This is a genomic window from Altererythrobacter rubellus (genome assembly GCF_030284385.1).
GTDB lineage: Bacteria > Pseudomonadota > Alphaproteobacteria > Sphingomonadales > Sphingomonadaceae > Erythrobacter > Erythrobacter rubellus.
Genome location: NZ_CP127221.1, coordinates 541,371 through 565,839 on the forward strand (window position 1 = coordinate 541,371; position 24,469 = coordinate 565,839).

Annotated in this window: 22 protein-coding genes; 15 read left to right on the forward strand and 7 right to left on the reverse strand. The window is 57.2% G+C overall.

The genetic code is table 11. The annotated features are described in order from the left end of the window. Positions 1-92 precede the first annotated feature (92 nt). Complete coding sequence (locus QQX03_RS02660; protein ID WP_285976338.1) at positions 93-1,040, forward strand: SDR family oxidoreductase; 948 nt, start codon at positions 93-95, stop codon at positions 1,038-1,040. A gap of 1 nt (position 1,041) precedes the next feature. Then, positions 1,042-1,506 carry a nuclear transport factor 2 family protein gene (locus QQX03_RS02665; RefSeq protein WP_285976339.1) on the forward strand — a complete coding sequence of 155 codons (465 nt, stop codon included), beginning with the start codon at positions 1,042-1,044 and terminating at the stop codon, positions 1,504-1,506. Position 1,507: 1 nt separating this feature from the next. Here the strand turns inward: QQX03_RS02665 and QQX03_RS02670 are convergent, their stop codons facing one another. The 3 genes from QQX03_RS02670 to QQX03_RS02680 all read right to left on the reverse strand — a co-directional run bounded on the left by QQX03_RS02670 (position 1,508) and on the right by QQX03_RS02680 (position 6,810). Further along, positions 1,508-2,713, reverse strand: coding sequence for an aromatic ring-hydroxylating oxygenase subunit alpha (locus tag QQX03_RS02670; protein ID WP_285976340.1), 1,206 nt, complete (start codon positions 2,711-2,713; stop codon positions 1,508-1,510). A 186-nt stretch (positions 2,714-2,899) separates the two neighbouring features. Then, on the reverse strand, positions 2,900-5,314 hold the full coding sequence (locus QQX03_RS02675) for a TonB-dependent receptor (protein WP_285976341.1): 2,415 nt from the start codon (positions 5,312-5,314) through the stop codon (positions 2,900-2,902). A 182-nt stretch (positions 5,315-5,496) separates the two neighbouring features. Then, entirely contained in the window at positions 5,497-6,810 is a 1,314-nt protein-coding gene (locus QQX03_RS02680; protein ID WP_285976342.1) for an aromatic ring-hydroxylating oxygenase subunit alpha, read from the reverse strand. 143 nt (positions 6,811-6,953) lie between these two features. Here QQX03_RS02680 and QQX03_RS02685 point away from each other — a divergent pair, with 143 nt between their 5' ends. Together QQX03_RS02685 and QQX03_RS02690 are read left to right on the forward strand one after the other, a co-directional pair. Further along, positions 6,954-7,733 (forward strand): SDR family oxidoreductase, encoded by a 780-nt coding sequence (locus QQX03_RS02685; protein ID WP_285976343.1) that lies wholly within the window; start codon positions 6,954-6,956, stop codon positions 7,731-7,733. Beyond that, positions 7,705-9,030: a spinster family MFS transporter gene (locus QQX03_RS02690; RefSeq protein ID WP_285976344.1), complete on the forward strand. Its 1,326-nt coding sequence runs from the start codon at positions 7,705-7,707 to the stop codon at positions 9,028-9,030. Before QQX03_RS02685 ends, QQX03_RS02690 begins: the two co-directional genes overlap by 29 nt. Here QQX03_RS02690 and QQX03_RS02695 read toward each other — a convergent pair. Together QQX03_RS02695 and QQX03_RS02700 are read right to left on the reverse strand one after the other, a co-directional pair. Further along, a complete protein-coding gene (locus QQX03_RS02695) occupies positions 9,027-9,803 on the reverse strand; it encodes an SDR family NAD(P)-dependent oxidoreductase (RefSeq protein WP_285976345.1) in 777 nt (258 codons plus the stop codon). The genes QQX03_RS02690 and QQX03_RS02695 overlap by 4 nt on opposite strands. Continuing rightward, complete coding sequence (locus QQX03_RS02700) at positions 9,803-10,450, reverse strand: glutathione S-transferase family protein (protein WP_285976346.1); 648 nt, start codon at positions 10,448-10,450, stop codon at positions 9,803-9,805. The genes QQX03_RS02695 and QQX03_RS02700 overlap by 1 nt, the downstream gene beginning before the upstream one ends. A 141-nt stretch (positions 10,451-10,591) precedes the next feature. On the opposite strand from QQX03_RS02700, the gene QQX03_RS02705 reads away from it, so the two are divergent. From QQX03_RS02705 to QQX03_RS02725, 5 genes are read left to right on the forward strand one after another with little or no spacing between them, the layout of a single operon-like run. After that, positions 10,592-11,761, forward strand: coding sequence for an acyl-CoA dehydrogenase family protein (locus QQX03_RS02705; RefSeq protein WP_285976347.1), 1,170 nt, complete (start codon positions 10,592-10,594; stop codon positions 11,759-11,761). 40 nt (positions 11,762-11,801) lie between these two features. Continuing rightward, the gene (locus tag QQX03_RS02710; RefSeq protein WP_285976348.1) at positions 11,802-12,341 is read left to right on the forward strand and encodes a PH domain-containing protein; all 540 of its coding nucleotides are present in this window, start codon (positions 11,802-11,804) and stop codon (positions 12,339-12,341) included. A gap of 5 nt (positions 12,342-12,346) precedes the next feature. After that, positions 12,347-13,912: a PH domain-containing protein gene (locus QQX03_RS02715; RefSeq protein WP_285976349.1), complete on the forward strand. Its 1,566-nt coding sequence runs from the start codon at positions 12,347-12,349 to the stop codon at positions 13,910-13,912. A 32-nt stretch (positions 13,913-13,944) separates the two neighbouring features. Beyond that, positions 13,945-14,952 carry a threonine aldolase family protein gene (locus tag QQX03_RS02720; RefSeq protein ID WP_285976350.1) on the forward strand — a complete coding sequence of 336 codons (1,008 nt, stop codon included), beginning with the start codon at positions 13,945-13,947 and terminating at the stop codon, positions 14,950-14,952. After that, positions 14,949-15,917 carry a DMT family transporter gene (locus tag QQX03_RS02725; RefSeq protein ID WP_285976351.1) on the forward strand — a complete coding sequence of 323 codons (969 nt, stop codon included), beginning with the start codon at positions 14,949-14,951 and terminating at the stop codon, positions 15,915-15,917. Before QQX03_RS02720 ends, QQX03_RS02725 begins: the two co-directional genes overlap by 4 nt. Here QQX03_RS02725 and QQX03_RS02730 read toward each other — a convergent pair. Continuing rightward, positions 15,914-16,711, reverse strand: a complete 798-nt coding sequence (locus tag QQX03_RS02730) for an SDR family oxidoreductase (RefSeq protein ID WP_285976352.1) — start codon at positions 16,709-16,711, stop codon at positions 15,914-15,916. The genes QQX03_RS02725 and QQX03_RS02730 overlap by 4 nt on opposite strands. 52 nt (positions 16,712-16,763) lie before the next feature. Here QQX03_RS02730 and pepN point away from each other — a divergent pair, with 52 nt between their 5' ends. The 6 genes from pepN to QQX03_RS02760 all read left to right on the forward strand — a co-directional run bounded on the left by pepN (position 16,764) and on the right by QQX03_RS02760 (position 23,711). Beyond that, complete coding sequence (pepN, locus tag QQX03_RS02735; protein ID WP_285976353.1) at positions 16,764-19,397, forward strand: aminopeptidase N; 2,634 nt, start codon at positions 16,764-16,766, stop codon at positions 19,395-19,397. Continuing rightward, positions 19,390-20,151 carry a peptidoglycan editing factor PgeF gene (pgeF, locus tag QQX03_RS02740; protein WP_285976354.1) on the forward strand — a complete coding sequence of 254 codons (762 nt, stop codon included), beginning with the start codon at positions 19,390-19,392 and terminating at the stop codon, positions 20,149-20,151. The genes pepN and pgeF overlap by 8 nt, the downstream gene beginning before the upstream one ends. 180 nt (positions 20,152-20,331) lie before the next feature. Next, positions 20,332-20,907 (forward strand): ubiquinol-cytochrome c reductase iron-sulfur subunit, encoded by a 576-nt coding sequence (gene petA, locus QQX03_RS02745; RefSeq protein ID WP_285976355.1) that lies wholly within the window; start codon positions 20,332-20,334, stop codon positions 20,905-20,907. Between the two features lie 17 nt (positions 20,908-20,924). Then, entirely contained in the window at positions 20,925-22,238 is a 1,314-nt protein-coding gene (locus QQX03_RS02750) for a cytochrome b (RefSeq protein ID WP_285976356.1), read from the forward strand. 33 nt (positions 22,239-22,271) lie between these two features. Continuing rightward, the gene (locus QQX03_RS02755) at positions 22,272-23,099 is read left to right on the forward strand and encodes a cytochrome c1 (RefSeq protein ID WP_285976357.1); all 828 of its coding nucleotides are present in this window, start codon (positions 22,272-22,274) and stop codon (positions 23,097-23,099) included. 75 nt (positions 23,100-23,174) lie between these two features. Continuing rightward, on the forward strand, positions 23,175-23,711 hold the full coding sequence (locus QQX03_RS02760; RefSeq protein WP_285976358.1) for an adenine phosphoribosyltransferase: 537 nt from the start codon (positions 23,175-23,177) through the stop codon (positions 23,709-23,711). Between the two features lie 6 nt (positions 23,712-23,717). Here the strand turns inward: QQX03_RS02760 and QQX03_RS02765 are convergent, their stop codons facing one another. Further along, the gene (locus QQX03_RS02765; protein ID WP_285976359.1) at positions 23,718-24,455 is read right to left on the reverse strand and encodes a 3'(2'),5'-bisphosphate nucleotidase CysQ; all 738 of its coding nucleotides are present in this window, start codon (positions 24,453-24,455) and stop codon (positions 23,718-23,720) included. Between the last annotated feature and the right edge of the window lie 14 nt (positions 24,456-24,469).

Here is a 24,469-nt window from a genome sequence, read left to right on the forward strand (position 1 = left end):
TTGCTAGTCAATTTAGGAGGGCTATCAAATTGGCGCGGTGCGCCGGTGCGGCGCAAATCCTAGTCTGCCTACATCAGATTGGGAGAGTGGAAATGGCATTGATCACGGTTATCGGCGCGTCAGGCCGGCAGGGAATGGCACAGGTCAAACAGGCATTGGCCGCTGGCTATGACGTCCGCGCAATTTCGCGCCAGCCAGAACCCTTTGCAGGCGCAAAGATCGAAGGGATCGAACATATCGAGGTCCGCCCGATGGACTTGTATGATACTGCAACTTTCAAGCCTGCGCTCGAAGGCTCGGACTACATCTTTTACACCCACCCGCTTCAAGCGCGCGCAGACCGTGCTGTTTTGATCGGGGATCTGGGCAAGGTGGCGGCTGAGCTTGATGTAAAGCGGGTGGTCTGGAACACCTCCAGCTGGATACCGGACAAGCCGGGCGATCCATTTACTTATGGTGAGAACACAAAGGGTATCAATGCGTTGTGGCGCTCTGGCGCACCGGGCACTGTATTCGGCTCGGTATTGTTCATGGACAATCTGCTGACCAATTGGGCGCGGCCATTTATCGTCAATGAAGGACGCTATGTGTATCCGCACGCGCCGCATCTGGAGGCGAATTGGATCAGCTTGGACGATGTGGCGAAGTTCATGCTCGCTAGCCTTGAGCGGCCTGACATGGAAGGCGCTTGGCTCAATATCGGCGGGCCCAAGAGAATGCGCGGACCCGAAGTCGCTGAAGTGCTTACCGACACTCTAGGCAAGCCGATAACATATGATCCATGTACCCCGCAGGAATTTGGCGATTATCTCGTACGTGCCGCCGGTGACAGCATGCCGGAGGAAATGCGCACCGAATTCGCCGCCGGTATCGCGGCATTCTATGAATACAACAACACCGCGCCTACAACGCCGTTTGCTGTCGATATGGACCATGTTTACGAGCGCTTCCCGGAGCTGGACGGAAAGCTGGAAGATATGGCAGAGTGGGCGCCGAAACAGGATTGGGGCGATTCCAATTTCCGGCCTGCGTTTGGCTGATATGTCTGAAAGACGCGTTGCAAACATTGCGCTGGCCGAAACATATTATCGTGCGCTCGAAGCTGGAGATTTCGAGGCGCTGGCTGATCTTCACGCGGACGATGTGATATTCAATCTGGTCGGTTCGACTCCGGTATCGGGGCGGTGGATCGGCAAAGCAGAGTGCTTCGGCCCCCTTGTTGAAGAGGGGGTGGTAGGACAGCTGGTTCCGGAAACAGTTCAGTTCTCACGCAAGTGGCGTATTATGTGTGCCGATGACGACCGTGTTGTTGGGCTAATGTACGGCGGAGGGGATACGAAGAACGGCGAGCAGTATCTTCAAACCTACTGCCAGATAATGACCATTCGCGATGGCAAGATCAGCGAACTGCACGAATTCTTCGACACTGCCCTTGTGGAATTAGCTCTCAATGACAATCCGACCCGCAAGGGCCCGACTGACATCGCGCGGCCTTTCGAGTTTTAGCCTACTCTGCTGCTTCGCGTTGCTCAGCGGCAAATATCTCCAGCAGCTCCGCATCGCTCGCATTAGTGAGCTTCTCCACCCATTGGTGGAAGACTTGTCCGCCGCGCTCGTTCTTGCCGAATAGCACTTCTTTCAAGAGCCCTGATTGCAGTGCTTCGTGCTGGCGCTTGCCAGTCTTGTAGTCTTCATCGCGCACCACGACCTCAAGGAAATCGAACTGCTCATGCGCTGACTTCACGTCGGCATCCGTCTCCGGCTTGTTCTCCATCACGTAGAACTGCGTTGTGTAGCTTTCACCTACGCCATTACCGGGGAATAGCTGGCTGATCATCGCGCCGCGCTGCCCGCCTCCATAAAAGCTGGCGATCGAGATATGTGGGAAGATCGTCCACACGCCTTGGACCAGCACTTCCTGCGGGATTTCGTCATCTGAGAGATGTTCCAGATCCAGTTTCTGATCGTCGTCACCTGACACTTTGATCGCGAATTTCGAGGGGGTCGACAGCCGCTGGTGTGGGCCGAAGGCGAAGTAGTTCGCGCGGTTGTAGAAATCTGCGCCGAACGTGTCTTTGTGCAGTACAGGCAAGTGGTAGAAATCGAGATAGCCGTCATAGGCCGTCTTCCAGTTAGGCCCCGGCAAGGTGCGCTGCGCGAACAAGGTCCAGCCATCGAATTCAAACGCCTTCAGCAGATCATCATAGCCGTTCAGATAATCTGCAATATCGAGCTTCGAAGCGGGGTCTAGCGTTGCCCAGATCAAACCGGCGTTTTCGTAGACCGGGAAGCGTGTGAGGCAGAATTCCGACTTGTCGATGGCGCCGAAATCCTGCGGACTGGCCACGCCCACCAAATCACCGTCGTTCTTGTATGTCCAGCCATGATAGCCGCACACCAAGCGCGTCGCGTTCCCGGTACCTTCCGCCAGGGGATTGCCGCGGTGTTTGCACATGTTGAGGAATGCACCAACGGTGCCGTCCTTCTTGCGCGTCAGCAACAGAGGTACACCGCAAATGTCCATTGCTTTGTAATCACCCGCATTCGGGATCTCACAGCTAGGCGCGACCATTAGTGGAAGACGGCGGAAGATGTGCCGCTTCTCGCGATCGAACAACGCTTCATCGGTATAGGCCGATGCGGGCACACGCACGACATCGTCGGCGTATTCCATAGTGTCTGCCGCGCCATGCGCGATGAGATTGCGGGTCATTTCTATCAATTGCTCGCGCGACACTGCGTAATCCCTCCAGCTATATATGCATTTGATTGGCATTGTGTCGGGCGTAGCGCATTCAGGCAATTCGCGTTTTTGGATAGGGGTGGCACCTTGCGGTACTTGCAAATGGAAAGGGCGGACCAATCGGCCCGCCCCTCAATTTAAGACTATGGTACTTATTTAGAAGCGAATGCTGCCTTCGACAAAGATCTGGCGACCGCGGTTTTGCGTGAGAACAAGATCGTCACCAACACCCGGCTCCAGGAATGGGCGCCCGCCGGATGTATTGACCCAGATCTCGTCGGCTAGGTTTGTGCCGATTAGCGACAGTTTCCATTTGCCATCCGCATCGCCGATCGAAATTTGCGCGTCGAAAGTGACATAGCTATCCTGACGCAAATCGGTCAGCGTGTCTTCATTGGTAAAATAGCTACCTGAATATATGGCATTACCCGACACGTTAAGCTCAAGCGAATTGCTAACCGGCGTTGACCAATCTACGGCAAAATTCCCTGACACTTCGGGCGCTCGAGCAACTTCACGGCCATCCAGATCTTGGCCTAAGCCAGCCACGAATGTGTCTGAGAATGCAGCGTCGAGATACGCAAGGTTAGAAGATATCGAAAGGCCCTCTACTGGTGTATTCCAGCGCAATTCGAGATCGAGACCTTTAGATGTCACTTCGCCCGCATTCAGAGTTTGGAACTGGATGTTAACGGCGTCGAAGTTTTGGACCTGAAGGTCATCGAAGACATAATAAAATGCGGTGGCGTTAAGTGTGACGCTACGATCGTTGAATTGCGATTTTACGCCAATTTCGCCGCCGATTGCTGTTTCTGAGTCATAGATTAAGGCGCTGAAATCTCCGCTCAGCGCTGCTTGGCTCAAACTAGCCGAAGGCAGAGCTGAGTTGTCGATTCCGCCAGACTTGAAGCCAGTCTTGAACGAGGCAAAAACATTTACATCCTCAGACGCTCTATATTTAATCGTTGCCTCGGGAGACCAGTTGCTGTCCGAAAATTCGATGGGTCCCGAATTAAAGCCAGGACTTACAAAACCCGGCCCTTGCAAAAATGTGTGCAGGTAGGGAACGGTAATTGTCTGAGTTTTGCTTTCGTCCGTGTAACGGATACCGCCAGCAAGCTCTAAGTCATCGGTAAGATCAAAGATGGCGCTACCAAAGAATGACCAGGCTTCTGTCTTCGTTACGTGCCTTTTGTCCCAGTCGTAAGTAAACCCGGTAACTGGATCTGGTGCAACGAATGAGATGTTGACGGCTTGTTGAGCAGTGTCGAATACGAAAGTTCGGTCTTCATAGAAGGCGCCGAACATGAAATTCGCTCCACCATCAAAATCGGTTGTGACCCGAAGCTCTTGTGTGAACTGCTCCAGCTCATTGATCGGATCTGAAGCACCTGCACCGCCGGGGACCCCTGGTCCGAGAAGACCGACGTACGAATAGCTGTCAAAGTCGACAGAGGACATATCCACATAGCCGGTTGTGGAGGTCAGGGTTAGAGTATCGGACAATCGCAAATTGGATATTAACCGCGTAAACCAGATATCAGTTTCACTAAAAGGGACGCCATTTCGACCAGCAGCTTTCGATGGTGTTGGAACACCTCCTGCTAGAGGCGGGGCCGCGTCCGGTAGATAATATTTGCTATCGCTATCGTTGCAATCATTGCCTGCCGGAATGATTAAACCACCTGCAAGCAGGTAGACGCCGTCGGCTACGCCATTTGGACCGCAGTTTATGTCCGAATGCTGTACTGCGCCATCCCCTTCATTCTTGACATATTGAACCTTCAGATTGGCGTCAAAGGTATCGTCTGGTTCCCATGCAAGAGTAGCACGCCCAACAAAGTTTGTTTGCCCGCGAAATTGATTGACCGCGGGGGTCCCGGGCTGCAATTCTACATACTCGTCGATATCGTTGTATTGTGCAGCCAAACGAATACCAAGAGTATCACTTACAGGCCCTGATATGTAGCCGCCGATCACGTAGCCTTTTTCTTCGAATTCATACGACGCTTTGGCGCCTATTTCCCAAGTTGAAGTCGGTTGAGCTGACCTAATTGAAAATACGCCGGCTGACGCTGATTTCCCGAAGAAAAGTGATTGCGGACCCTTAAGGACGTCAATCTGAGCTGTGTCGAAGAAACCCGCCTGTACAAGACGCATCGTCGAGACCTGTACACCATCGAAGTCAAACGCCACGGCCGAATCGAATGCGGCTGAAATGTTGGATGATCCAACGCCGCGCAAACTGATTTGACCGCCTGAACCCGAGCCGCCGACCTGAACGTTCAGCGTTGGCACTCGCCCTACAACGTCCGCGATTTGATCGACCCCGTACTTTTCCAATACTTCTCCGCTAATAACCGAAACGGTAACCGGCACTTCTTGCAATGTTTCCGCCTGGCGACGTGCTCGCACGATGATAACATTGTCTTCCAAATCAGCTTCTTCGGCCGAAGTATCCGCCTCTTGAGCATGCGCAGCCGCAGGTAGTCCGGCAACTGCAAACACCGCCACTCCGCCCAGCAACGCCGCACGCATTGCTGACGGATTCCGATTCATAAGCTTGGTCATAATCGCTCTCTCCCATAATGGCCCGGCTCGATCTGCCGTTACCAATTGTCCCTGAATTCGAGGCTTTTCACCTTCGTATCCGATCAAGAACTCTATGGCGCACCCCCCAGCGAAACACTTGGCAAAAGGAATAGGCGGAAATTGCTAGTGCGTCCTTTGCGTCACATTACAATTCCGTAACGTCACACGGATGTTGGGGTGCCCTCCGCTGCGTCGGCATCCAACTGCGCTCGACGTGGATCATTGGGCCAAATCCATTCTTCACCTATGACCTGTTCGACCCGCAAATCCTGCGGCACATTGTCGATCCCTATCATCCGGTCACAGGATTGGTGGAAGCTGTAAATTCGCGCCTCTTGATAAGACAGCGGGATACTTCGGAATGCGGCGCTCTGCATCGACTTTTGGATCGCTTCGCCGAACTGCGTGTCTTCGAGGATAATCGGCGACATATCGCGGCCATTGGGTTTGGTATCGTCCGGGACTGTCCAAAGATCGGGGGCGGGCTCATCACCCCAATCGAGCGCCATTGTGACCAGCTCCAGCCGGGTGGTGTTCAGCCCGGTGGGCCAGAATACGAGCGGCGGCACGAAATAGTTCGACAGCGGCGAAACCCAGTTGGGGAACAGAGTGTAGCTCTGCGTACATGTCCGCCCCAATTCGCCCACGCTTTCGATCTGTTTCCACCCCGGTGGGCTGTCGATTGCGCGCACATGCTCGCGGTCGGTTTGCTCAGGGGCAGGGGCCAGCATGCGTGCGTGACCGTTGGGGTAAATCGTGTTGTAATTGCGCTTGCTGTCGACCAGCGGAGCTACGGTTGTGGGGTGGATAAAGGGTACATGGTAAACTTCCATGTTGGCTTCCATCGCCACCTTCCAATTGCAATTAAGCTCGAAGCTGTGCCGCGCCGCCAATCTGATGCGGTCGAAAGCGAACTCGTCCCATTCGTTCATCAGTGGGCCAAGCCATTCGGTCAGCGGCATGGCGTTTTGATCGAAATTCACGAAGATCGCATTGCCCAGCATTTCGCAGCGAACCGGGATCAATCCGCGGCAGCTCATATCGAAATCGGCCGGAAAATCCTGTCTCTCAGGCACGCCCACCAGCGTGCCATCAGTCTTGTAGGTCCAATTGTGATAGCCGCACATGAGGCGCGATGATTTGCCGCGTTCTTCGGTTACGACCGGTGCGCCCCTGTGCCGGCACGTGTTGTAGAACGCGCGGACCACGCCATCCATGCCGTGCACGATCACAATCGGATCGCCCGCATTGTGCCAACGCATGTAACAACCGGGCTCCGGAATCTCGTCAATATGCCCGGCGAACAGCCAGCTCTTGCGGAAGATATGCTCTTGCTCGAGCGCGAAATACTCTGGCGAAGTGTAGCGAGCCGCCGGCATATCAGGCAGCCTGGGAAAACCGTCTGGCGGCGCGCTGCGCTGGCCTTCCCACTCCATCAACGCTTTCAGGCGCCGTACTTCCGCGTCGCTGATCATTCACGCTCTCCCTGAGAGGCAACTTAGCGTGTAGCGTCGGCCGGGCGACTGGCACTTTGATCGAAAACTAAGCGCTTCTGACAGTGGTGTGCGCAATCGCTGCCGATAGTTTGGCGTGCAGAAAACAGTGTTGGGAGAGCAGGATGGCAGGCAGAGTCGCAGGGAAGGTGGCGCTGGTAACCGGAGGCGCGATGGGGCTGGGCAAGGCTGATTGCATGCGGCTGGCCGAGGAAGGCGCGCATGTAATTGTGACTGATCGGGAGATCGATCTCGCGCACGAAGTGGCGCATGAAATCCATGGCGATGCCTATGAGTTAGACGTTACCGATCCTGATCAGTGGCAGCATATGATGGATGCAGTGGAACAACGTCACGGCGGGCTCGATATCCTGGTCAACAATGCCGGTAACGTGATCTTTGAGAGCATCGAGGAATGCTCGCTCGAACATTTCCGGCTGCATATGGCGATCCATGTTGAGGGTACATTTCTGGGCTGCAAGACCGCACTACCATTGATGAAGAACCGGCATGAAAAGAACGGCGGAGCCGGCGCTTCGATCATCAATATGGCGTCGACTGCTGCCTTGATGGGCTACGGCAATATTCCGGCTTACACCGCTGCGAAGGGGGCAATCCGCGCGATGACGCGGTCTATCGCGATGGATTGTCAGGACAAGGGGTATGGCATCCGCTGCAATGCGATCGCGCCTGGTGGGATCGAAACCCCGATGGTGCGCGATATTTCCGGCCGCGCAGGCGAGGAATTGATGCAGATCCCGGACGGGCCGCTGCCAGTTGATGGCTTGGGTGCGCCAAAGGATGTCGCGAATGCTGTGCTTTACCTTGCCAGTGACGATTCGCGCTTCGTAAACGGGATCGTACTTCCGGTGGACAATGGCCTCGACGCCCGACCCCATCACTGAGGATTCAAACCCGCAAGCTGAGCAAGACGCACCTGGCAAATATCGCTGGTACGTATTGTTCTTGCTGATCCTCACGCTGTTGTTCAGCGTGGCGGACCGGCTGGTGTTCTCGATCCTGCTGGAAGACATTAAAGCGGAGTTCGACTTCAGCGATACGCAGCTCGGCCTTCTGGGCGGCTTCGCTTTCACCGCGACCTATGTCATCATCGGGTTTCCGGCAGCGCGGCTGGCCGATCGTTCTGTGCGCAAGAACATCGTGGCTGGCGCGATCAGCTTCTGGAGCCTCATGACCGCGCTGTGCGGCATAGCGATCGGGTTCTGGTCACTGTTTTTCGCACGCACCGGAGTTGGCGTTGGCGAAGGATGTTCTGGCCCAGCCTCGCAATCGATGCTGGCAGACTATTTCCCGCGAAAAGAGCTGGCCCGAGCCATGGGTTTCCTGACGCTCGGCTCGACGCTGGGAACTGTAACCGGGCTGATGGCGGGCGGGTTGCTGGCGGAAGCGTTCGGTTGGCGCAACGCCTTCATCCTGATGGCAATCCCGGGCTTTGTCATCGGCGGATTCTTGTACTTTACCGTGCGCGAGCCGCAACGCGGGCGCTATGCGCCCAAGGGTGCGCGGATTGAGCAGCGGCCACTGGGCGAAACCATTCGCAGTTTGCTTGCCAACAAGGTTTTTCTGGGCCTCGCTTTAGGCTGGGCGGTCCAGATCATGATCGGATACGGCATGGCCTTCTGGCTTGCTCCGGCAATGATCCGCCTGTTCGAAGTGTCAGTGGGCGATGTCGCTATATATCTTGGCCTTGCCTTTCTGATCGGCGGCGTTCCCGGCCCGATAGTGGGGGGTTTTCTCACTGACTGGTTGGCGAAGCATGACGAGCGCTGGCGCGCCTGGCTGCCCGGGATTGTCAGCCTTGGAGCAGTTCTTCCCCTCTGGATTGCGTTTGAAAGCGGCAGTTTTGCTCTGTTTTTGGGCATCTTTGCACTGGCATACGGAATCTACGTTGCGAGCCAGGCGCCCATCATGTCCGGCATTCAATCGGCGGTGGAGCCATCGCAGCGCGGCTTCGCCGTTGCCATCGCACTCTTCTTCAACAATCTGATCGGGCAGGCATTCGGGTTAGGCGTGATCGGCTGGTTGAGCGATACGCTGGAGCCCACGCGCGGCAACGCGGCCTTGAGCGATGCGGTGCTCTTTGTGAGTTTTGCGGCGGGGTTAGTGGCGCTGGCGATCTTTGCCTGGACCGCGCGCCAGATGCGCGTGACCGGTTATCTTGAGCACGTAGCTAACACTTAGAATCCGGGGTGTATGCTCAGCGCGCCGCCATCAACCAGCATGTCTGCACCGGTCATAAAGGGGCATTCGTCACTGGCGAGAAAGGCAATCGCAGCCGCGGTTTCCGCCGGATAGGCCAGGCGGTTCATGGGCGATGTGGCGGCGACAGCTGCCTTCAGGCCCGGCGTTACTTCTTCAGCTGCATTGAGAATGCCAGTCTCGGTCGCGCCGGGGATCACTGCGTTACACCTGATCGCAAGCCCTTGCTTTGCACACCACGTTGCCACCGATTTTGTCAGCGCGCGGACACCGGCTTTGCTGGCAGAATAGCCGACGTCTGTTGGCAGCGGAGTGATCGCCGTCGTGGACGCAATATTGATGATCGAGCCGGTTGCGCCGGGATTGTTCTTCATCGCCGCAACTGCCGCTCGGCAACCCATCATGGTGCCTGTCAGATTTACCGCGATCACTTGATCCCATGCGGCGAACAGCTCTTCATCTGACCCATCGCCAATGCTTGCGCCGGACACATTGCCGGCATTGTTCACAAGGATATCTAGCCGCCCGAATTTTGTGACAGCAGCAACAATCACTTCGCTCCAGCGCGCGCGGTCAGATACATCCTGCGGCAGGAATGTCGCGCCAAGTTCGTCGCATAATGCCTGTCCGGCATCCGCATTGATATCAGTGCCCAGCACTTGCGCGCCATCAGATAAAAAGCGCCGGACAGTTGCTGCACCGATGCCGCTCGCGCAACCCGTGACGATTGCGATTTTGCCGGAAAGGTCGGGCACTATTCCGCCTGTTGCCAGATGGCGGCGCACTCACGTTGGTTGTGGGTCTCAACGAAGCGCGCGAGGTTGTCTGTTCCCTCGGGCAGCTTCCAACCGATGGTGAAGCCGAAATTGGCAAAGGAAAACATCAGTAGGTCAGCGAAGGTGAAGCGGCCCAACGCCAGATTGTTGCTGTTGCCCAACTTCGCATCGAACCAGCGCCATTTGGCATCGGACATTGCGGCGAGCTCGGCCCCGGCTTCAGGCGAGACAACCGGCATACGCGGTTCGAACATTGGTCTGCCGCCAGTCGCGCGGAAACCCATTGTCATCGGGACAACAACTTCCTGATCGAACAGTCGCGCCCATTTGCGCACCTCGGCGCGCTCAAGCGAAGTCTCGCCGAACAGATTAGGGGTTGGATGCTCCTCCTCGATGAATTCGCAGATAGGCCAGCTTTCGGTCAAGCATGTGCCATCGTCCAGTTCGAGCACAGGCAACGTTTGCAATTCGTTTTTGTCAGTCAGGCTGCCGCTTTGGCGGTTTTCGCCAGCGATTATGTCATAGTGAATTCGCTCGAAGTCCTCCCCCTCTTTCAGGCCCTTCTCGACCAGAAACATGCGCACCAGGCGGGGGTTAGGGCCGAGACTGGAATGAAGCTTGGTCATGGGAGTTCTCCTTCGCGAATGTCTGATTGAACTAACCCTATGCGAGCGGGCGAATTCTGCCACCCTCACAAATGCGCTAGGCAAACAGCCCTCAAGATGCGCTAGGGGTAGCGCGACAATCAAACGACAGGATCAGCACCAATGGATTTCCGCCTAACCGACGAACAGCGCGAATTGCAGGATGCGGCGCGAAAATTCGCTCGCGCCGAATTGCCAGACCTGGCGCGCGATATGGAAGAGAAAGACTATTCCGTCCCGCGCGACATGATGCGCAAATATGGCGAGTTGGGTTTTCTCGGCGTCAATCTGCCAACCGAATATGGCGGTCTTGGGCTGGGTCATGTCGAAGCGCTTCTGGTGCTCGAAGAATTTGCGCAAATTTCCAACGCAGTTGCTTTTCCCGTGTTCGAAGCTCTGGTCGGCCCGGTGCGCACGATCGAGCGTTTCGGATCGGACGAGATGAAAGCGCGCATCCTGCCGGAAGTGATCCAGGGTGAAAAAGTTGTCGCGGTTTCGATGTCAGAGCCCGATGCAGGTACGGCTTTGACGGACCTCAAAACCCGCGCAGTGGCTGAGGGTGATGATTATGTGGTCAATGGTTACAAGCGCTGGACATCGGGCGGCGGGCACTCGGACTATTATGTCACCTATTGCCGATACAATGATGAGCCGGGCGCCAAGGGCATCGGCGCCATCCTGCTTGAGAAAGATGCGCCCGGAATGCAATTCGGAAAGCGTGAACAGCTGATGGGTTTTCGCGGGATCGACACGGCAGACTATGCGATTGAAGATGTACGCGTGCCGAAAGAGAATGTGATCGTGGGCGCAGGCGGTTTCGGAAAACTGATGAGCGCGTTCGGATTGGAGCGCTGCGGAAACGCCACGCAATCGCTGGGTCTTGCCGCCGCTGCGCTGGAGCAGGCAACCGCATATGTGCAGGAGCGGGAAGCCTTCGGCAAACCCATCGTCGAATTTCAGGCGGTGCAGCTGAAGCTTGCCGAGATGGCAATGAAGGTAGAGGCGTCGCGCTTATTGATCCATCGCGCGGCCGCCAACGCCGCACATCAGGCGGATGGCCTGCCGACGGTCTACGAAAGCTCGGTCGCTAAATGCTATGCCAACGAAATCGTGCGCGAAGTCACCGCGATGGGGCTGCAAGTGATGGGCGGATATGGCTATCACAAGGACTACGGTATGGAGCAGCGCGTTCGCGACGGCTTTGCCTGGGGGATCGCGGGCGGCACAACTGATGTTCAGAAGACCAATATCGCCGCAGCACTGATCGGGCGCAGGTTCAACCAGCGGCGCTAAAAGATTGACGCTGAACGCCGTATTGCCCATCTAAAGCACTATGGATCAAAACACTGACGCGGCGCCTCCTGTGGTCGCTCCTGAAACTGATCAGACACCCGTGGTCGAAGGCCATGGCGACGATCAGGCGCTAACCGAGCTTCACCCGAATTATAAATCGGCTTTGCGGGTTCAAGCCACCTTGACTTCAATCCCGTTCATAGTTGCTGCCTTCGTTCTGGAGGGCCAAGCCATCTTGCCGACCGCATCAATCATGATCCCCGTTGTGCTGATCGCATTAGCATTCATTATCCGCCTTCCGTCGCGGCGGTTTTACGCGCGCGGCTATGCGATGAGCACAGACCGCCTGCGGGTCGTGCGCGGGATTCTGTTCCGCCATGACACCGTGGTGCCATTCGGCCGGGTTCAGCATATCGATGTCAATCAAGGACCAATCGACCGCTTTTTCGGGATTGCGACGCTAACGCTTCACACTGCGGGCTCGCACAATGCCTCGGTGCTTTTGCCAGGTCTGGGCGAGCCTTTGGCACGCGATATGCGCGAGGAAATCCGTAGCCATATCAAGCGTGAGGCGCTTTGACGCAGATGTCTGACGAAGTTGCTAACCATTCCGCTGAGGAGGCGCAGCCGCAACGCACGGCCCCCATCGGCCTGCTGGTCAGCGCAATCACAACCATCCGCCAACTTGTCGTGCCGCTTGTCGTTGCCGGCGTTGCCTTGCGCGACAATCCGTTCGGCGTAGGCGGCCTGGCCGTAGCTATACTGGCGATATTAGTGGCCAATGTCGGTGCGGCATATCTGCGCTGGCTTCGCTTGACCTACACCACGGGGGCTGAAGACATCCGCGTTGAAAGCGGGATTATCAGCCGTGCGGCGCGCTCTGTTCCCTACGAACGCATTCAGGACGTAAGCCTGGAACAGAAACTGCTACCAAGGCTGTTCGGGCTGGTCGAAGCCAAGTTTGAAACCGGCGCCGGCGGGGGTGACGATCTCAAGCTTGCCTATCTGACTGAAGATCAGGGCGAGGCATTGCGCCGGTTGATCCGTGAACGCCGCGAGGAAGTAGCGGCGAGCATAGCCCAGGCAGATGGGGAAGCAGCAGCGCACGAAGCCGTGGACGATGATGCGCAGACCATCTTTGCGATGGACACCAAACGCCTGACCACATTCGGCCTCTTCGAATTTTCGCTGGCGGTCTTCGCTGTGCTTGGCGGCCTCATGCAATATGCCGATACCTTTATCGGGATCGAGCTCTGGGATGTGTATCTGTGGCAAGGCTGGATCGAAAGCCAGAGTGGGCTACTGTCTAGCTTTGGCTTCATGGCGCAGATTGCGGGTTTTATTGCAGGGTTGATCGCCTTGATCGTGATTGGTTCAGCAACGGGCCTGGTTCGCACTTTTCTGCGTGATTGGGGCTTTGTGCTTGAGAAAACAGCACGCGGGTTCCGCCGCCGCCGCGGGCTGTTCACCAAGACCGATGTGGTCATGCCGGTTCACCGCGTGCAAGCGCTGGTTTTGGGCACTGGCTGGCTACGCTATCGCTTCGGCTGGCATGATCTTAAGTTTGTCAGCCTGGCGCAAGATGCAGGTTCATCCAGCCATGTGGTTGCACCCTTCGCGCAGATGGAAGAGCTTGAACCGATCATTCGCGCAGCCAAGTTTGAGCCGCCATCCGAGGATCTCGATTGGTATCATGCGAGCCGCAAGTACCGCGTTGACAGTGCCGCGATCGAAGGAGGGGTATTCGCGCTCATCGCAGTGATTTTGGCGGTTCTGATCGGCACGGGAGCGATTGGAACAGGGTTTGTTTACGCTGCTTTTGTGCCGCTTGTGCCGTTGGCGTTGTCCATCTTTTTCGTCGCTGCGAACCTCTATGCTTGGCAGTTCCATCGTCACGCCTTGAGTGCATCGCAAATCTTTGGGCGCAAGGGGCTGCTTTCGCCTGCTACGCGGATTGCATCGCGGGTGAAGCTGCATTCAGTGGAGATCGTGCAAGGCCCAATTGCGCAGCGGCGGGGCTATGCGACTTTGCATCTGGGCCTGGCCGGCGGAACGTTTTCGATTCCGGGCTTGCCGATCAAGCGATCTCGCGAGCTGAAGTCTGCAATATTGCACAGCATCGCGTCGCGCGATTTCTCCGCATTGGCTTGATCTCGCCGCCAGCCGCTTTACAGGCGATGGCGATGAGCACACGCAAACCCTTCCTGTCTGATAATGCAGCAACAGTGCATCCCAAGCTGTGGGAAGCGATGCGCGCAGCAGATGCACCCGACAATCCCTATGACAACGATGCACTAAGTCAGGCGCTTGATGATCGCTTCTCGGAAGTGTTCGGGCGCGAGTGCGCGGCGAGCTGGATTGCGACCGGGACGGCAGCGAATTGCCTTGCGCTAGCCACGCTGGTGCGACCACATGGCGGAGTTATTTGCCACGAGGAAGCGCATATCGAAGTCGATGAAGGCGGCGCACCGGGGTTCTACCTGCATGGTGCAAAGCTGATGCTGGCGCAGGGCGCAAGTGCCAAACTGACGCCGGCGGATATCGCTGCGGTGCTCGATCCGATCCGCGATGATGTGCATCAGGTCCAAGCGCATGCGATTTCGATCACGCAGGCGAGCGAATATGGCTGTTCCTATCAGCCCGATGAGTTGGCGGCGCTGGGCGAGTTTGCGCAGGCGCGCAAACTGGGCCTGCATATGGACGGTGCGCGCTTTGCCAATGCCGTGGCGTATCTGGGGAGATCGCCGGCCGATGCGGTCGGCCCGTGCGACACCTTGGCCTTCGGCTGCATCAAGAATGGCGGGATGAGCGCAGAAGCGCTGGTAATGTTTGACCCGGCACAAGCTGACTTGGTGAAATTTCGCCGCAAGCGCGCCGGACATTTGCAATGCAAGGGCCGTTATCAGGCGGCGCAGATCCTCGCGATGCTCGATGGCGATCTGTGGCTTGAAAATGCAAGAGCAGCGAATGCGGCGGCAGCCGAAATTGCCGGCGCTTGCAGCGATCGCTTGCTGCATCCGGTTGAAGCCAATGAGCTGTTCGTGCGCCTTTCTGCGGTCGAGCGCGAGGCGCTGCGCAAACAGGGATTCGACTTCTATGACTGGGGTCAAAATTTGGCCCGTTTCGTGACCGCTTGGAACACACCGCAAGAAGACGCGATGGCTCTGGCAAAAGCGATCGCATCTTTATGAGCGGGACTGAAGCGCAGAGCATGCTGCGCCCTGGTGTCATACTGCCATTCCTGATCACCGGCACTATCTGGGGCTCAACCTGGTTTGTGATCACGGGGCAGATCGACGGCGTGCCAGCGGCGTGGTCGGTTTTCTATCGCTTTGCGCTGGCGACACCGGCCCTGTTCCTGGTCGCGTTCCTGATGAAGCGCCGCCTCAAGCTGACGCGGCCTGAACATCTGCTTGCCGCGGCTGTCGGTATATTCCAGTTCAGCGGTAATTTTCTGTTCGTCTACCATTCAGAGCTTTACGTGACGTCCGGAATTGTGGCGATGATGTTCGCGCTGCTGATGGTGCCGAATGCGATGTTTGCGCGGATCTTTCTGGGGGAGCGCGTGCAAGGCGGGTTCATGCTGGGCAGCGCGGTCGCGATTATTGGCGTGTCGTTCTTGCTGGCACACGAATGGCTCGCGAATCCCGATGCGGGGGTTGTTGGCGGCAATGTGGGGCTCGGGATTGTGCTAGCGATGCTTGGCATTCTATCAGCCTCCGTCGCCAATGTCATTCAGGCGAACCCGACTGGCCGTGCAGTTCCAATGGTCAGCCTGCTGGCATGGGCCATGTTCTATGGCACAGTGTTCGACGGAATCTTTGCTCTGCTGACTGCTGGTGCGCCGCCGTTTCCGACCAGTATGGAATACTGGTCAGGCATCATCTATCTTGCGCTGATCGGCTCCGTCATAACATTTCCGCTACATTATAATCTGGTGCGAGAGATTGGCGCAGGGCGCACTGCCTATAATTCGATCGTTACAATCTGCGTTGCGATGCTGATTTCGACGCTGCTTGAGGGCTATCGCTGGACACCGCTGACAGCAGGCGGGATGGCGCTGGCAATACTGGGCATGGTGCTCGCGCTGAAGGCGCGCAAGCAGAATACCATCAAGGTGGGGCAGGCTACAGCCTTCCGGCATGATGTCGATTAGAGCAGGCCAAGCAGCCCTTCCTTGTAAGTCGGATACTGGGGCTCCCAACCGAGAACACGCTTGGCTTTGCCGTTCGCGACGCGGCGGTTCTCTGCGTAAAAACCGCGCGCCATTTCACTGAGGTTCGCTTCCTCCAGCGTCTGCAGCGGAGGCGGAGTGATACCCAGCAATCGGCAGGCTTCCTCGGTCACGGCGTTGCCGCTGGCCGGCAGATCGTCACCCAGATTGTACGCGCCTGCTGCGGCGCCGGTTTCAATGGCTGCGACCACGCCGGACACGATATCAACGACATGCACGCGGCTGAACACTTGCCCTGGAATGTCGATCCGGCGTGCCTTGCCCTCTCTTACGCGATCAAGCGCGCTGCGGTCCGGCCCATAAATACCGGGCAAGCGAAACACACGCGCGCTCAGCTGCATCCACGCCGCATCTGCTTCGGCGCGGGCATTGCGCCTTCCCGCGCCGGTCTCAGCCACTGTTGGCGTGCTTTCATCGACCCATGCACCTTGCTGGTCGCCGTAGACACCCGTTGAGGAGAGATAGCCGATCCAATGGTTCGACAATGCTTGGCCGTAGCGGGCCAGAACGGGGTCTTCACCAGATTGTCGATCCGGCGGGACAGATGACAGAACATGACTGGCATCGTGCAAGGCGGCCCGTACTGCATTCTCGTTTTTGAAGTCGATATTGCCTGCGCTGCCGGTCGCATCGACGGCCCAGCCTTGCACTTTCAACGCATCAGCCAGTCGGCTTGCCGTGTATCCCAGGCCAAAGATCAGAATATGTTTGGTCATTGTCATATCTAAGCGTTGGACACCGGCGCAAAGCAACCTAAATCGGGCTGCGATGGATATCCAAAGTAACCCAGAGATGGCGGACGCCGCCCCGACACCACACGATCCCCCCGTTATCCGGCGAGAGGATTACAAGCCGTTTCCCTGGCTTGTTCCCGAAATCGAGATGCATTTCGATTTGGGGCTGGAGGCAACGCGCGTCACATCGAAACTGACCGTCGCGCGCAATGCAAAGGCTGATCCTGCGGATTCGATCCGGCTGGATGGTGATCACCTTGAACTGCTCAGCGTCAAAGTTGATGGCGAAGTGCGTAATGACTTTTCGTGCGATGGCGGCGATCTGATCATCCCATTGAGCAGTGATGCGCATGAGATAGAGATTGCGACATCGATTGCACCGGCGGCTAACACACGGCTTGAAGGGCTCTATGCCTCCAACGGCATGCTGTGCACGCAATGCGAAGCCGAGGGGTTCCGCAGCATCACCTTCTTCCCGGATCGCCCGGATGTGCTGAGCACATACCGCGTCAAAATGAGCGGCTCGAAGGAACAATTCCCGATCCTGCTGTGCAACGGTAATGTGGAAGCAGCGGGCGAAGGAGAAGACGGTACACATTGGGCCGAGTGGTTTGATCCGTGGCCCAAGCCGAGTTACCTATTTGCGCTGGTAGCAGGCGATCTGGTCGCCAATTCCAGTACCTTCACCACCATCAACGGCCGCGAAGTCGAACTGAATGTGTGGGTGCGCGAAGAGGATTTACCGCGCACAGACCATGCGGTGGAATCGCTCAAGAAATCGATGAAATGGGACGAGGAGACTTTCGGGCGCGAATATGATCTCGACCTCTACAACATTGTGGCGGTCAGCGATTTCAACATGGGAGCGATGGAGAACAAGGGGCTCAACGTTTTCAACACCAAGTATGTGCTGGCAGACACTGACACAGCGACTGATGCGGATTTTGACGGCGTGGAGGGGGTGATCGCGCATGAATATTTCCACAATTGGTCTGGCAATCGGATCACTTGCCGTGACTGGTTCCAGCTGTCGTTGAAGGAAGGCTTTACTGTCCTGCGCGATCAGCTGTTCAGCCAGGATATGCAGGGCGAAGCGGTCAAACGGATCGAAGATGTGCGCATCTTACGCGCTGCGCAGTTCCCGGAAGATTCAGGCCCCCTGGCGCATCCGATCCGGCCTGACAGCTATCGCGAAATCAGCAATTTCTACACCGCGACTGTCTACAACAAAGGCGCTGAAGTCATCCGCATGATGCGCACAATAGCCGGCCCCGAGCGGTTCCGCAAAGGTACAGATCTCTACTTTGATCGTCACGATGGCGAAGCCGCGACGTGCGAAGATTTCATTCGTGCGATCGAAGAGGGCGCTGAGCTGGACCTCGACCAGTTCCGCCTGTGGTATCGTCAGGCTGGCACGCCGCGGGTGAAGGTTGCCGTCAATCACGAGGGAGACATTGTGACGCTTTCGCTGGCGCAAACTGTGCCCGCAACGCCTGGCCAGCCGGATAAGCAGCCGATGGTGATACCCCTGCGCATTGCCATGCTTGATGCAGAGACGGGCCTGCACAAAGGCGAACAGCTGATCATCCTGGACGCAGCGGAAAAGAGCTTCACTTTCCAAGGCTTCGTAGTGCGACCTGCGCTGTCGATCAACCGTGGCTACACAGCGCCGGTGAAGATCGAACGCGAAGCTTCACTGCAGGAATTGATGCTGCTGGCGGCGCATGATGATGACAGCTTCGCACGCTATGAGGCGATGCAGGAATTGATGGTTGGCCATCTGGTCGCAGCCGCAAATGGCAATTTGTCCGAAGATGCGCGGGCAGCGGGCGCGAACGCCATTGCAACCGCGATGCGGGCAATCGTGACCGATGATCAGCTTGATGACTCAATGCGCGGCGAATTGATGGTTTTGCCAACGACAACCTATCTGTTCGAGCAATTCGACAAGGCTGATCCGGATGCAATCCATCGCGAGCGCGAAGGCTTGAAGGCGATGCTGGCGCGCACATTGGCGGGCGAACTTGCGGCGCTTTACGATCGCGCCGAGAAAGTACCGTTCGATGGGGACGACGCCCGCGGCGCGCGGAAGGTCAAGTCGCTTGCGCTTGGCTTTATAGCGGCCAGCAATCCTTCCAGGGCAGCCGAACTCGCCGCCGCGCAATATGATGCTGCGGACAATATGACTGATCGACAGGGGGCTCTCGGAGTGCTCGCAGGGCTGGAGAACCCCTTGCGCGAAGCGAAGCTGGCTGACTTCTACGAGCGCTACAAAGGCAACGCGCTGGTGATCGACAAATGGTTCACGCTGCAGGCATGGTCGTTGCACCCGCAAGTGCTTGAGCACGTGGAAGCATTGGCAGAGCATCCGGACTTCACGCTGCACAATCCGAATCGTGTGCGTTCGCTCTATATGGCTCTTGCGGGCAATCCTCCTGCGTTTCACGCGGCAAGTGGAAAGGGCTATCGGATGATTGCGGATCTTATCCTCGCGCTTGATCCGATCAATCCGCAAACTGCGGCACGATTTGTGCCAGCGCTTGGGCGATGGAGGCGGCTGGAAGATGGCCGTGCGGCGTTGATGCGGGCCGAGCTGGAGCGGATAAAAGCGGCGGCAAACCTCTCTCGCGATACTTTCGAACAGGTCACGCGCAGTCTGGATGGCTAACGCAGCCAACTTCGACATAGTCCGTTCGGAAGCGCTGGAAGGCGTTGCGCACGGCTTCTTTGGCCATAGCGGCTGCTTGCACCAGTTTGGCTATGGCGGCGAGGGTGATGAGCAAGTCATCCGCGATGCGCGCGCCTCGGCCGCTGATTCGGTGCTGCCAGGCGGAGTGCTGGTATCGCCACATCAGGTCCATTCGCCTGACGTGATTATGGTGACTGAAGCGTGGAACGATTCCGCAACCGGACGACCGGAAGGCGATGCGCTGGTCACAGCGGCCTCAGGCTTGGTGTTGGGCATCGTCACAGCGGACTGCGCGCCAGTGCTGTTTGCTGACGTAGAGGCGGGAGTCATCGGTGCAGCACATGCCGGATGGCGCGGGGCGCGTGGAAATGAGCAGGGCGGTGTTTTGGAGAATACTCTTGAAGCCATGGTTTCGCTGGGCGCTTCGCTCGATCGGATTGCAGCGGCTATCGGGCCGACTATCGCGCAAGCCAGCTACGAAGTGGACGATCCTTTTCGGCAGCAATTCGGTGCTGACGATGCGCCCTTCTTTGCATACGGTGAAGTGGGAAAATGGCAATTCGATCTACCCGCCTATATTTCCAAGCGTCTGATGCGGCATGGGGTCAGGCATGTCGAAGATCTGGTGTTCGACACTTATGCATCTGAAAAGTCGTATTATTCCTATCGCCGAGCGACACATAGGGGCGAGCCCAACTATGGCCGCCAGATAAGCATGATTGCTCTTTCCTAGCTGGCATCACGCTTGCTTGCACGAAACCGAACATTTGATGCCCAAAACACGGTTGGCATAGCCCGCCTTTGCGTCTATCAGCGCCGCCAAATAGGTGTATCCCGTCAACAGCGGGAATTCGCCAGGGGTTTTACGCGCACATCATGTGCGCTCGAGATAACAAGAGCAGGGTTAAGGCTAATGGCTGATACGACTGGCACCGCGACACCTGATGCCGCCACCATGGCGGGCGAAGACGGGGTTCGTCGGCGCGACTTTATTAACATCGCAGCGGTAAGCTTCGCCGGGGTTGGCGGCGCGTCTGTGCTGTATCCGCTGGTTAGCCAAATGGCTCCTTCTGCCGATGTTCTTGCTGCCAGCAGCACCGAGATTGATGTTTCGGCGATTGAGCCTGGCCAGGCGATCAAGGGCGAGTTTCGCAAGCAGCCGCTGTTCGTGCGCCGCTTGACGCAAGCCGAGATTGACGAAGCGAACGCTGTAGATGTGGCTTCTCTGCGCGATGCCGAAACGCTTGCGGATCGCACCAAGGCAGGCCGTGAAGACATGCTGGTCACCATGGGTCTTTGCACGCACTTGGGCTGCGTTCCCTTGGGTGCTGCCGAAGGCGAAAACAAGGGTGAGTATGGCGGCTATTTCTGCCCGTGCCACGGTTCGCACTACGATACGGCCGGCCGTATCCGCAAAGGTCCGGCGCCGACGAACCTTGCCGTTCCCGATTATGAATTCACGTCCGACACTGTCATCCGCGTCGGTTAATTGTTGAGAGATTTGCGATGAGCTTTGCCTGGGCACGCCAGTACGAACCCAAGACGGGACTGACTAAATGGCTGGATGAGCGGCTACCGCTGCCACGCCTGGTCTACAATGCAGTCGGCGCCGGATATCCGGTTCCGCGGAACCTCAACTACATGTGGAATTTCGGCGTTCTGGCCGGTTTTTTCCTCGTGTTCCAGATTGTCACCGGTGTTGTGCTCGCGATGCACTACGCCGCGAACCAGCTGGTCGCGTTCGAGACGGTTGAGCACATTATGCGCAACGTCAACTGGGGCTGGCTGATGCGATACGCGCATGCCAACGGCGCCAGCTTCTTCTTTCTGGTGATCTATCTGCACATCTTCCGCGGCTTCTTCTACAGCTCGTATAAGGCTCCGCGAGAGATGATCTGGTTGCTTGGCGTGGTCATCTTCCTGCTGATGATGGCGACCGCGTTCATGGGCTATGTCCTGCCTTGGGGCCAAATGAGCTTCTGGGGCGCACAGGTAATTACCGGCCTGTTCGGAGCAATCCCGCTTGTGGGCGAATCAATCCAGGTGTGGATCTTGGGTGGTTACGCGCCGGATAACTCCGCGCTTAACCGCTTCTTTTCGCTCCACTTCCTGCTGCCGTTCGTGATTGCAGGCGTTGTGATCCTGCACATCTGGGCGCTGCACATTCCGGGTTCTTCGAACCCGACCGGGGTTGAAGTGAAAAGCGAAAGCGACACCGTGCCATTCCACCCGTACTATACGGCGAAGGACGGTTTCGGATTGGGCGCTATTCTGATCCTGTTCGCCATCGTGGTGTTCTACTTCCCGACCACGCTTGGTCACGCGGAAAACTACATCGAAGCGAACCCGCTTTCGACCCCGGCGCTGATCGTTCCGGAATGGTATTTCTATCCGTTCTACGCGATCTTGCGCGCCTTTACCTTTGACCTGACCATTCCGTTTACCGGAGTGGTTCTGATCCCGGCAAAGCTGCTGGGTGTGATGGCGATGTTCGGCTCGATCCTGATCTGGTTCTTCCTGCCTTGGCTGGACAAAGGACCGGTACGTTCAGGCCACTATCGCCCGACATTCCGCAAGTTCTTCTGGTTCGGCCTGATCCCTGCGATGGCACTGTTGTTCTATCTCGGTGGTCGCCCGGCTGAAGAACCCTACGTGATGCTAAGCCAGCTCGCGACGGCATATTACTTCCTGCACTTCCTGGTGATCCTGCCGCTGCTCAGTTCGATCGAGAAGACCGAGCCGCTGCCTTATTCGATCACGGAAGCGGTGCTGAGTGACAACAAACCTGCTGCAGCCACTGCAGCTGAGCCGGCCGAATAAGCCGCGACGACTGGATAGAGAGAGACACGAACCATGATCCGCATCGGCGCAATCCTGATCGGCCTGTTTTTCGCAGGGATCGCACTCTGGTCATTCGGCAAAGGGGCCTACAACCAAATCACCGAACCTGGCGAAAAGCCAGCCTACTATGCGTTCAAAGAGAAGCCGCATGGCCCGGACGGCGGTTTCAGCTTCGAAGGCCCGCTTGGCGCCTGGGACTATGCGCAGCTGCAGCGCGGCTACCAGGTTTACAAGGAAGTGTGCGCAGCTTGCCACTCGATCCAGTATGTCGCGTTCCGCAATCTGGCAGAGCTGGGTTACAACGAAGCCGAGGTGAAGCAGGAAGCATCGACCTATAACATCCCGGTCTATGATGCTTCTTTGGCTGAAGTGGAAACCCGCCCGGGTCTGCCAACCGATCACTTCCCGGCTGTACCTTACTTCGGTGCTGGCGAACCGCCTGATCTTTCGCTGATGACCAAGGCACGCGCCAATGGTGTGGACTATGTCTATTCGCTGCTGACCGGCTATGGCGAACCAGATCCGGAATTGCTTGCGGCAAATCCTGATTTCGAGGTGCCTGCGGGCCTCTATTTCAACCCCTATTTTGCCAATGTTAATCTGTCGATGGCACCGCCGCTGATGGCTGATGGGCAAGTAACATATAGTGACGGGACCGAAGCGACAGTTAGCCAGATGGCAAGGGACGTCACAGCGTTTCTGACTTGGACCGCTGAGCCGCGCCTGATTGATCGCAAGCAAACCGGTTTGCCGGTTCTGATCTTCCTGCTGATCGCAACCATTCTGGCATATCTTTCCAAGAAGCAGATCTGGGCTTCCGTGAAGCCGCGCAAAGACTGAATTTTGCGAGACACCGCATTTCAAGGCGCCCTGCCATCCTCGTGATGGCGGGGCGTTTTCATTTGAGGACCCCGAATGACACCTAACGAGCTCAAATCTCTGATCCGCACTGTGCCGGATTTCCCCGAAGCCGGGATCCAGTTCCGTGATATCACCACGCTGATCGGTCATCCCTTGGGTTTGGCGGCAACTGTCCGCCACTTGGCTGAACGGGCTAAGGCGTGCGGTGCAGAAGCGATTGCAGGAATGGAGGCACGCGGGTTTATCTTTGGCGCGGCGGTAGCTGTCGAGCTTGAGCTGGGTTTCATTCCGGTTCGCAAGCCGGGAAAGCTGCCGATTGAAATTATCGGGATCGATTACGCGCTTGAATACGGTACTGACCGGTTGGAGATTGACCCTGGCGCCATTCAGCATGGCCAGACTGTTGTTATCGTAGATGATCTGATCGCCACAGGCGGCACCGCTCTGGCAGCGGCGCAATTGCTGCGTCAGGCAGGGGCGACAATCGATGATGCGCTGTTTGTCATAGATCTGCCGGATCTTGGCGGGGCACAGAGGCTGCGCGATGCCAGCGTGGAAGTCAGCACCTTGATGGAATTTGAAGGCGACTGAACAGCTTTAGCTGAGCCTCGCGACTTCATTAAGTACCCGTTCCGCCCATTCGGGGCGGCAAATCAGCAAATCCGGCAGGTAAGTGTCCTCGCAGTTGTAGATCAGCGGTGTTCCATCGATCCGGCTGCAATGCAGCCCATGCGCTTTCGCCACGGCCACGGGCGCGCAGCTGTCCCATTCAAACTGTCCGCCGGAATGCAGGTAAATTTCGGCTTCTCCGCGCACCACAGCCATCGCCTTTGCCCCGGCGCTGCCCATGGGGACGAGTTGCCCGCCGATTGCCTTGCAGACCTCGACCGCTTCTTTTGCGGGGCGCGTGCGGCTGACCACCAGGCGGGGCACAGGCGCTGCTTCCGGCAAAGGCACGGGATGATCGGTTCGCAGCACGATGCCGCCATCGAGCCCCGGCAACGCAACCGCGCCAGTGTGGGCTTCACCATCGATCGACAGGCCGACGTGGACCGCCCAGTCGCTCCTCTGCTCACCATACTCGCGCGTTCCATCAACCGGATCGATGATCCACACGCGGCGCTTGCTGCACCGCGCCGTGTCGTCCTTTTCCTCTTCGGAGAGCAGGCCGTCGTCTGGTCGGGCCGCGCGCAGTGTGTGACACAAAAACTGATTGGCTGTGGCGTCTCCGGCATCGCCAAGAGCCTTGCCTTCCAGCATTCGCGTGTCACGAACTTCCAGCAGAATCTTCCCGGCCTCAATCGCCAGTTCCGCAGCGAGCTCTGCGTCGGTCATTCGCGCAATCTCAC